This window comes from Streptomyces sp. NPDC048483, from assembly GCF_040651455.1.
Classification (GTDB): domain Bacteria; phylum Actinomycetota; class Actinomycetes; order Streptomycetales; family Streptomycetaceae; genus Streptomyces.
In genome coordinates this window covers 1-6,770 of the sequence record NZ_JBEZJZ010000205.1, presented here as the reverse complement: position 1 = coordinate 6,770, position 6,770 = coordinate 1, and the positions used below count along the sequence as shown (strand labels likewise).

At 70.4% G+C, this 6,770-nt stretch carries 9 protein-coding genes and 4 tRNA genes; 7 read left to right on the top strand and 6 right to left on the bottom strand.

The window, feature by feature from the left end; all coding sequences use genetic code 11:
- Positions 1–62: 62 nt before the first annotated feature.
- The 3 genes from AB0D04_RS41950 to AB0D04_RS41940 form a co-directional block, all read right to left on the bottom strand.
- Positions 63–134 (bottom strand) — tRNA-Val (locus AB0D04_RS41950).
- Between the two features lies 1 nt (position 135).
- A tRNA-Cys gene (locus AB0D04_RS41945) sits at positions 136–209 on the bottom strand.
- Positions 210–243: 34 nt separating this feature from the next.
- A tRNA-Gly gene (locus tag AB0D04_RS41940) sits at positions 244–316 on the bottom strand.
- A 178-nt stretch (positions 317–494) separates the two neighbouring features.
- Between AB0D04_RS41940 and AB0D04_RS41935 the strand changes: the two genes are divergently transcribed.
- From AB0D04_RS41935 to AB0D04_RS41925, 3 genes are all read left to right on the top strand, one after another.
- Positions 495–1,565: a chorismate-binding protein gene (locus tag AB0D04_RS41935; RefSeq protein ID WP_362712676.1), complete on the top strand. Its 1,071-nt coding sequence runs from the start codon at positions 495–497 to the stop codon at positions 1,563–1,565.
- Positions 1,562–2,386 carry an aminodeoxychorismate lyase gene (locus AB0D04_RS41930; protein WP_362712674.1) on the top strand — a complete coding sequence of 275 codons (825 nt, stop codon included), beginning with the start codon at positions 1,562–1,564 and terminating at the stop codon, positions 2,384–2,386. Before AB0D04_RS41935 ends, AB0D04_RS41930 begins: the two co-directional genes overlap by 4 nt.
- A 65-nt stretch (positions 2,387–2,451) precedes the next feature.
- A complete protein-coding gene (locus AB0D04_RS41925; protein ID WP_362712672.1) occupies positions 2,452–3,282 on the top strand; it encodes a GNAT family N-acetyltransferase in 831 nt (276 codons plus the stop codon).
- Between the two features lie 22 nt (positions 3,283–3,304).
- On the opposite strand, the gene AB0D04_RS41920 is transcribed toward AB0D04_RS41925, so the two are convergent.
- A complete protein-coding gene (locus AB0D04_RS41920; protein ID WP_362712670.1) occupies positions 3,305–3,841 on the bottom strand; it encodes a DsbA family protein in 537 nt (178 codons plus the stop codon).
- A gap of 212 nt (positions 3,842–4,053) precedes the next feature.
- Here AB0D04_RS41920 and AB0D04_RS41915 point away from each other — a divergent pair, with 212 nt between their 5' ends.
- On the top strand, positions 4,054–4,518 hold the full coding sequence (locus tag AB0D04_RS41915; RefSeq protein WP_362712669.1) for a hypothetical protein: 465 nt from the start codon (positions 4,054–4,056) through the stop codon (positions 4,516–4,518).
- 68 nt (positions 4,519–4,586) lie between these two features.
- Complete coding sequence (locus AB0D04_RS41910) at positions 4,587–4,742, top strand: hypothetical protein (protein ID WP_362712668.1); 156 nt, start codon at positions 4,587–4,589, stop codon at positions 4,740–4,742.
- Between the two features lie 45 nt (positions 4,743–4,787).
- Here the strand turns inward: AB0D04_RS41910 and AB0D04_RS41905 are convergent, their stop codons facing one another.
- Entirely contained in the window at positions 4,788–5,354 is a 567-nt protein-coding gene (locus tag AB0D04_RS41905) for a CGNR zinc finger domain-containing protein (protein ID WP_362712667.1), read from the bottom strand.
- Between the two features lie 228 nt (positions 5,355–5,582).
- Positions 5,583–5,996, bottom strand: a complete 414-nt coding sequence (locus AB0D04_RS41900) for an SsgA family sporulation/cell division regulator (RefSeq protein WP_003959770.1) — start codon at positions 5,994–5,996, stop codon at positions 5,583–5,585.
- A 190-nt stretch (positions 5,997–6,186) separates the two neighbouring features.
- On the opposite strand from AB0D04_RS41900, the gene AB0D04_RS41895 reads away from it, so the two are divergent.
- Complete coding sequence (locus AB0D04_RS41895; RefSeq protein ID WP_362712666.1) at positions 6,187–6,618, top strand: TIGR02611 family protein; 432 nt, start codon at positions 6,187–6,189, stop codon at positions 6,616–6,618.
- 54 nt (positions 6,619–6,672) lie between these two features.
- Positions 6,673–6,744: transfer RNA gene (locus AB0D04_RS41890), tRNA-Val, on the top strand.
- Positions 6,745–6,770: the final 26 nt, after the last annotated feature.

Genomic DNA, 6,770 nt, shown 5'->3' with positions numbered 1-6,770 from the left:
CGTGTCACTTCAGCGCTCTACCGCCGAGATCTTCCCGGGTGGTCACGTTGAAACCGGGCCAGTGGACGATACTGGGATTGAACCAGTGACCTCTTCCGTGTCAGGGAAGCGCTCTCCCGCTGAGCTAATCGTCCTTGGAGGTGGAGACGGGATTTGAACCCGTGTAGACGGCTTTGCAGGCCGTTGCCTCGCCTCTCGGCCACTCCACCAGGAGTGAGGGGGTTCGGGAAGATCCCCACATCGAGCGGACGACGAGACTCGAACTCGCGACATCCACCTTGGCAAGGTGGTGCTCTACCAACTGAGCTACGTCCGCAGATTGTCTCTCCCAGACTACGTCCGGAAGCTACTTGGCCTCCGGGGCGCTTCCGCGTCCCGGCGACGTGTTGAACTCTAGCGGATTCCGGGGCCAGTACAAAAACGCGTTTGTGCAGCGTGCTGCGCTGCTCTCTCGGCCAAGGCGGCGGTCGGGCCCCGGCCATAGACTCACTGACGTGCGCGACTTCCCTCCCATGGCCCGCTTCGGCGGTCTGATAGCCACCGACCTGCGTGATGTCACCACCGATCCCGCGGCCCTGGACTCGACGGGCTGGTGGGCCGTCGTCGCCGGCTTCGAAGGGGACGTGGTCTGCGCCCGCTTCGGCGACGTCCGCCCCGCCACCAGCGCCGACGAGCCCGACCCCGGCGACTGGCGCGGCCCCGCCCACGGCCACTGGCACAGCTCCATGGACCGCGCCGCCTATACCGCCGGTGTGCGGTGGGTCCGTGCGTACATTGCGGCGGGCGAGGTCTACCAGGTGAACCTCTGCCGGGTGCTGTCCGCTCCGCTGCCCGACCCCGCCCGCAGCGATGTGGACGCGCTGTCCGCGGTGCTGGCCCGCGGCAACCCCGCCCCGTACGCGGGCATGGTCCGGCTGCCCGCCCACGGCGTCGAGGTCGCCTCCGCCTCGCCGGAGCTGTTTCTGCGGCGCACGGGCCGCACGGTCGAGTCCGGGCCCATAAAAGGCACCGGCAGGACGGCCGAGGACCTCTCCGAGAAGGACCGGGCGGAGAACGTGATGATCGTGGACCTGGTCCGCAACGATCTCGGCCGGGTCTGCGCCACAGGCACGGTGACCGTCCCGGCACTGTGCGCCGTCGAGCCGCACCCCGGCCTCGTCCACCTGGTCTCCACGGTGCGCGGCGAACTGGCCGGGGCGCACGAGCGGACGGCCTGGGCGGATCTGCTGGAAGCCACCTTCCCGCCCGGCTCGGTCACCGGCGCCCCCAAGTCCAGCGCGCTGCGGATCATCGACGAGCTGGAGACCACGCCCCGCGGCCCGTACTGCGGCGGCATCGGCTGGGTCGACGCGGACCGCCGGACCGGCGAGCTCAACGTCGGCATCCGTACGTTCTGGATCGACCGCGCCGCGGCCGGCGGGGCCGTCCTGCGGTTCGGTGCCGGTGCGGGGATCATCTGGGACTCCGACCCGGAGAGGGAGTGGGCCGAGACGGAGTTGAAGGCGAGCCGACTGCTCGCGGTAGCGTCGGGTGTGCATGAAGTGAGCGGAGGACGGCGACGATGAAGATCTGGCTCGACGGGGGACTGACGGACGCGGACGGCGCCCATGTCTCGGTCTTCGACCACGGGCTGACGGTCGGCGACGGGGTCTTCGAGACCGTCAAGGCCGACCACGGACGCGCCTTCGCCCTCACCCGCCACCTGGAGCGCCTGGCCACCTCCGCGCGGGGGCTCGGCCTGCCCGAACCCGATCTCGACGAAGTCCGGCGCGGCTGCGCGGCCGTCCTGGACGCCCACCCGATGGCGCTCGCCCGGCTGCGGATCACCTATACCGGCGGTCTGTCGCCGCTCGGCTCGGACCGCGGGAACAACGGCCCGACGCTGGTCATCGCGGCCTCCGAGGCCCACCGCCGCGCCGACACCACCGCCGCGGTCACCGTCCCCTGGACCCGTAACGAACGCGGCGCGCTCGCCGGCCTGAAGACCACCTCGTACGGCGAGAACGTCGTCGCGCTCGCCCGCGCCCGCGAACTGGGCGCAACCGAGGCGCTGTTCGCCAACACCGTCGGCCGGCTCTGCGAGGGCACCGGCTCCAATGTCTTCGTCGTCCTGGACGGCGAACTGCACACCCCACCGCTGCACTCCGGCTGCCTGGCGGGCATCACCCGTGTCCTGACGATCACCTGGGCGGGCGCCAAGGAGACCGATCTGCCGCTGGACGTCCTCGAGCGGGCCGAGGAGATCTTCCTGACCTCCACCCTGCGCGACGTCCAGGCGGTGACCAGGATCGACGGCCGCCAACTGGCCGACGGACCCGGCCCGGTGACCGCCGAGGCCATGCGCATCTTCGACGAGCAGGCGGCCGCGGACTTCGATCCCCGGTGAGGTCCCGGTGAGCGCCGATGAGGTCCCGGTGATGCCCGCCCTGCACAGCAGGGTAGGAAGTCCCCGTGACCACTACGCTGCGCCCCGCGGGACGGGAAGAACGCCATGACGACGGGGGCCGGGCCCGTTCGTACGACGTCTGTGTCAACAGCCGGCGTGTCGGCGGGATCCGACTGAGCACCGATGCCCGGTTCGGGCCGGTCGCCGGCCGGATCGAGGCGCTGGACATCGACCGGCCGGACCGGCACCGCGGCCGCGCCACCGTCGCGGCCCTCGCCGCCGAGGAAGTGCTGCGCGGCTGGGGCTGCAAACAGATCGAGGTGACCGTCCCGGCCGACGCCGAGGCCGCCGTACGCCTGGCCGCCGCCCTGGGCTACACCGAGCGCAGCCGCAAGATGACCAAGGCACTGGACGTGCCGCCCGAGCTCCCCGAAGGCAGCCATGAGCGCCGGCTGAGCGCGGCGGAGTACCCGGCCTGGCGCGCGGCGGCGCTCGCCGAGCACATCCGGGTGCAGACGTGCCTGGGTGTCTCCCGCGAACGGGCCGAGCGGGCGTCGTACGACGGGCATGCCGCGATGCTTCCGGACGGCGAGGCAACGCATGGCCACGCGCTGCGGATCCTTTCGCACCACGGGGCCGATGTCGGCACCCTGTGGGTGGCGGTGGAGATCCCCGGCCATCCCGGTGGCTATGTGGTGGAGGTGACGGTGGCCCCCGAGCACCGCGGCCGGGGCCACGGCCGCACGCTGATGCTCGTCGCCGAGCGGGTGTGCCTCGCGGCGGGCAGGCCGCTGCTCGGGCTCAATGTGTACGCGGACAACGCGCCCGCGCTCGGGCTGTACGGCTCGCTGGGCTACCGGCCCACGGCGTACGAGCTGTGGAAGCGGATCCTGTAGCCGAGGGCGGGGGAGCGGTGTTTCAGCCCTGCTCGTGCTCGTCGAGCAGCCGGTCGGCGATCTCCTCGATACGGGCGCGCAGCCCCTCCTGGCTCGTGCCGCCGTCCAGCCGCTCGCCGCCGATCACATACGTCGGGGTACCGGTCACGCCGATCGCCTTGCCCTCTGCCTGGTCCGCGTCGACGATCAGCAGATGCCGCCCGTCGATCAGCGCGGTGTCCATCTCCTCGGCGTCCAGCCCCAGCTCCCCGGCCACCTTCAGCAGCAGTTTCTCACCGCCCTTGGCGAGCTCCTCGGTGCGGCCCAGCACCGCCTCGATGTACGCCCGGCCCTGCCCCTGCTCGGCGGCCTCCTCGGCGGCCTGGGCCGCGACATAGGCGTGCTTGTGCTTGGCCAGGGGGAAGTGGCGCAGCCGGACCTCCAGCCGGTCGCCGTAGCGCTCGCGCAGCGCCCGCAGATCGTCCAGGGCGGCATGGCAGTCCGGGCACTGGAGCTCGCACCACACGTCGAGGACGGGGCGCGGGGGACGGGCGGGGCCGGAGGCGGTGGCGTCGTTCATGGGGCCAGTCTTCCAGCCCGTACGCAGGAGCCCGAAACGGCACCTTCGGAGGTGTCCGACCCCGAGACGACCCTGAAGTACCCCGAGATGTCCCTGAAGCCGGGCGGAACATGTCCGTTCGGGCGCCGGACAGGGCAGGATGGAAGGAAGCACATCGAGGGCACAGCACGGAGCACGCTGCGCGCTCGGCCATCCACTGGCAGGAGGACCGGATGCTGACCTCGACGGTCTGTGCCGCAGTGTCGGCGGCGGGCCTGGCCATCGCCGCGATCACGGCCTACCGCAAGCGTTTTCTGGCCGCGACCCGGATCGCGGCGTTTTCGCTGATCCCCATCGGCCTGGTGATGACGGGCGTCATCGACTGGGTCACCAACATCGTCTTCAAGCCCACGGTCTGGGCCGGCTTCGGCGTGCTCGCGATCTCGGTCGTGCTGTTCATGATCAGCAGGATGGTGGAGCGCCGCAGGGGTGGCACAGGCGGCCGCAAGGAGCGCAAGGCCGCCGCGGCAGCCGGTGCGGGTGTGGTGGCGCCGGCCGCCTCCGCGCCGTCCCTCACCACCGGCCGCGGCGCGGCTCAGCCGGCTGCGCAGCCGGCCGGGAAGGCAAAGGCCAAGGGCGGTGCACCGAAGGATGACTTCTCGGACATCGAAGCGATCCTGAAAAAGCACGGGATCTGATGAACTCCCGCTGCTGAGGCGGATATTGGGAGCACGAAGACGATCATCTGCGCCATGATGCGCGCGAGATGAACGATGAGTGCGCCCTGGCCCGGGAGGACGCCCCGGCCCCCGAAACGCGCGGCTGCCTTTTCGCGCTGTCCCAGCCGCCGCTGATGCTCTTCCTCGGCATCATCGGCTTTCTGCTCCTTCTCGGCGCCGTACACGACCTCTACATCCTGTGAGCCGCCGGGCGTCGGCGCCACGCCGTCGGCACGGCGCTCCGTCCCTCAGCCTGCCGCATCCCGCTGCCGGGCCCGGTACGCCGCGACATGCAGGCGGTTGCCGCAGGTGCGGCTGTCGCAGTAGCGCCGGGAGCGGTTGCGGGAGAGATCGACGAAGGCATGCCGGCAGTCCGGCGCCTCGCAGTGCCGCAGCCGCTCGCGTTCGCCGGCGACGACGATGAAGGCCAGTGCCATCCCGCCGTCCGCGGCCAGATGGTCGGCGACCGAGGCGCCCGGCGCGAAGTAGTGGACATGCCAGTTGTAGCCGTCGTGATCGGTCAGCTGCGGGGTGGTGCCGGCCGAGGCGACCAGCGCATTGAGCAGCTCGGCGGCCTCATGGTCGTCCTTGGCCGCGAAGACCTGGGTGAGCCGCGCCCGCAGGTCCCGTACGGCCGCCAGATCGGCCTCCGCGAGGGCACCCACATCGCTGATGCTGTTGTGCTGGACGAAGTCCTCGAGCGCCGCGAGGTCGGTCAGGGTGTCCGGCGCGCCGGGTGCCTCGCCCTCCGGTGCGGTGTTGAGCAGATCGACAACCGCGTCGAGCGCGCACCGGGTGTCATGGGTGATCAGCACGGTTCCGCTCCCTGGCCGAGTGGGGGGCGGACGGGTGCCGCCCCCGGTGTCGTTGCCGAATGGTCGCCGACTCTAGCGCCTGGAACAAGCCTCGGCGCCGTCTCCGCGGTGGGTCCGCGGCGACGGCGCCGGAGTGTGCCGTATGAACTTGTCGGTCCTGCGCCGTCTCCCCGAGTCGGACGGCTGCAAGTGTGAGCGGGTGGTTGCGGTGGGCGGCTGTGGTGCGTCTCAGCTCTCCGCCAGGATGTGGGAGAGCTCGGTGTCGAGATCGAAATGCCGGTGTTCCGTACCGGGCGGTACGGCGGCATCGGTCCTCTTGAGGAAGGATTCGAGAGCCCGCGCCGGGGCTTCCAGCAGGGCTTCGCCCTCCGGGGAGCTCAGGGCGATGCAGACGACACCCTGACCATGGCTCCGGGACGGCCATACGCGGACGTCTCCGGTGCCCGTGGGCCGGTGCAGGCCCTCGGCGAGGAGGTCGCGGGCGAAAACCCACTCGACGGTCTCCTCGGCTCCGGTGTGGAAGGTGGCATGCACGGCATAGGGATCGGCCGTGTCATACCGCAGGCCCGCGGGTACAGGCAGTGAGGACTCGCTCGACACAACGAGGCGCAGGTGCAGCTCGCAGCTGACCGTGGTGTTCATAAGCGCCAGGGCCTTTCGCTCAGTGTGCGCTCGGGGATTCGCACGTCGGCGAAATCGACATGCCACCTACGGTGCCGTTGTAAACCCCTCTGACGGTTTTGGGTGGCTTCAGGTACCTCTTACGGCGGATTGCGGGATCGTCCTCAGCGGTAATTCCGGCGGAGGGATCGCTTCCGGTAAGTTGGGCCTTATGAATACGGAGAGTAACGGGGGGCGGGAATCCGCCGAGGAAGGCGCCGCGCAGGCCGAGCAGCCGCTCGGTTCGCGCGCGCCGCACTTCATCAAGCGGTCCCGGCCGCTGCATGTGAGCTGGCAGGTCGGCGTCTTCGTGGTCGGCCTCGCGGTGGTGGTCGCGGGCGTGATCATGCTGCCGCTGCCGGGGCCCGGCTGGCTGGTGATCTTTGCCGGCATGGCGATCTGGGCGACCGAATTCGTTTGGGCCCAGCTGGTGCTGCGGTGGACCAAGCGCAAGGTCACCGAAGCGGCGCAGAAGGCGCTCGACCCCAAGGTGCGGCGCCGCAACATCATTCTCACGGCCATCGGCGTGGTGATCATCGCCGCGCTGCTGGCGGTCTATGTGTGGAAGTTCGGCTTTGCGATGCCGTGGAAGGTCGGCGAGTGACCCGTAAATGGTCGGGAGCGCCCGCCGACGTGGGGTAATGTTGGCGGTGCGCCCGGGCGATTAGCTCAGTGGGAGAGCGCTTCGTTCACACCGAAGAGGTCACTGGTTCGAACCCAGTATCGCCCACCCCGGACGAGGGGGCGGGGCCGGTC

Coding starts and splice junctions, on each gene's coding strand:
- AB0D04_RS41930 (WP_362712674.1), top strand. CDS start 1,562: ATGAAGATCTGGCTCGACGGGGGACTGACGGACGCGGACGGCGCCCAT.
- AB0D04_RS41920 (WP_362712670.1), bottom strand. CDS start 3,841: ATGAACGACGCCACCGCCTCCGGCCCCGCCCGTCCCCCGCGCCCCGTC.
- AB0D04_RS41915 (WP_362712669.1), top strand. CDS start 4,054: ATGCTGACCTCGACGGTCTGTGCCGCAGTGTCGGCGGCGGGCCTGGCC.
- AB0D04_RS41910 (WP_362712668.1), top strand. CDS start 4,587: ATGAACGATGAGTGCGCCCTGGCCCGGGAGGACGCCCCGGCCCCCGAA.
- AB0D04_RS41900 (WP_003959770.1), bottom strand. CDS start 5,996: ATGAACACCACGGTCAGCTGCGAGCTGCACCTGCGCCTCGTTGTGTCG.
- AB0D04_RS41895 (WP_362712666.1), top strand. CDS start 6,187: ATGAATACGGAGAGTAACGGGGGGCGGGAATCCGCCGAGGAAGGCGCC.